Annotated in this window: 1 protein-coding gene; it reads right to left on the bottom strand. The window is 24.7% G+C overall.

The features are described 5' to 3' along the window. On the bottom strand, nucleotides 1-1,382 hold a 1,382-nt coding region (locus tag FYJ83_RS19520; RefSeq protein WP_229768675.1), incomplete at its 3' end, for a hypothetical protein. Nucleotides 1,383-1,473: the final 91 nt, after the last annotated feature.

Below are 1,473 nucleotides of genomic sequence, written 5' to 3'. Positions count from 1 at the left end.
TCATATTTAAATACATTTGAATTTAAGTATATATCTTTCATAGTATTGATATTTCCATTGATTATAAATAATGAACTTCCTATTACTAGGACAATTAATGATAATAAAATATATTTGGATATATTTAAAGATAATATTCTCTTAAAGTAGAATATTTTATCTATTATAATATTGGTTTTATGATTTTTTATATTGATTACCTTGTTTCTTCTACCTAGTATTCCATAAATACTATAACCTATAGTAATTGAGCCAATATAAAATAATATGGGAATCCACATATATTTTATTATATACTTGTTAAACTGGAAAATATCGTTTAAGAATACTAGTTTAATTCCAAATATTAATTTCAACAATAAGTTAAATATTAACCATACAGATATACCTAAAACAGTAAGTAAAATTTCATGAAATAAAGTAGACAACCTTATTTCCCTTCTCTCTATGCCTATTGTATTTAAACTTTTTCTATAGGAAGAAAGATATTTGTTTTGCAGATATATTAAATATATAATGGAAGCAAATATAAGCACCAATATGGATATAAATTCAAAGGTTACAAAGAACTTTGTGGTTCTATTTGATAAATCTGAATTATTAAGAACCTTATATGTAAGCTCTGATTTTATAAAATAAGGCATGTAGTTATCTACATATATATTTAATCTAGCCCTTAAATCTATTTCCTTATGAGTATCAAATTCATCAAAATATATACTATATTTTTTATATATATTTTTATTGTTATCATAGGTGTCTATGTACTTCTTATTTAATTCTTGGAAATCATCATCACTTACTATTAAAGTATCACTATACATAAATTCTTTATTGCTGTCTTCTGCCTTATCTCCATTTCCCAGTATATTTAAAAACCTCTTAGTAAGTCCATTGTTTTTATATATAGATACTATTTTATACTGTAAAACATCATTCATAACCTTTTCTTCATTTAATAGTCCTTCATATATTACATACTCTATTGGTACTTCTATGGTTTTTCCCATTGCTTTTCTTATGGAACCAAAGTTATTGTATGCGTAGTACTCTGATACTGCCACCTCTCCCTTTGATAGACTAGATATTTCCTTACCCCTAGCCATTTTAAAATTAGTATCTTTTACATTTTCTATATAGTATCCGTCCATCATTCTAGCAGGTACATCTCTAAATACAGTGGTAAATACATCTCTAGTTTTATAACTTTCTACTTTATATCTAGTATATATATCATTATGTAAAAGCTGTCTGTCAAATCCTTCTGGAAAGTTATATAGGGTTTTGTATGGAACATAAAAATTTGTTAAATCTACTCCTTCCTCTTGAAGTTTATCCATTAAAACTTCATTTCCATGGAATACAGGTATGTATATCTGCAATAATATAAAAGTCAAAAAAAGGATAAACACTTTAAAAAACTTAATCCTTTTAGAATAATGGGAATTAATTTTATAAAGTTCTTTCAATATA

This window comes from Tissierella pigra, assembly GCF_009695605.1.
GTDB lineage: Bacteria > Bacillota > Clostridia > Tissierellales > Tissierellaceae > Tissierella > Tissierella pigra.
The sequence above is the reverse complement of the archived record's forward strand: the minus strand, read 5'-3'. Positions and strand labels throughout refer to the sequence as shown.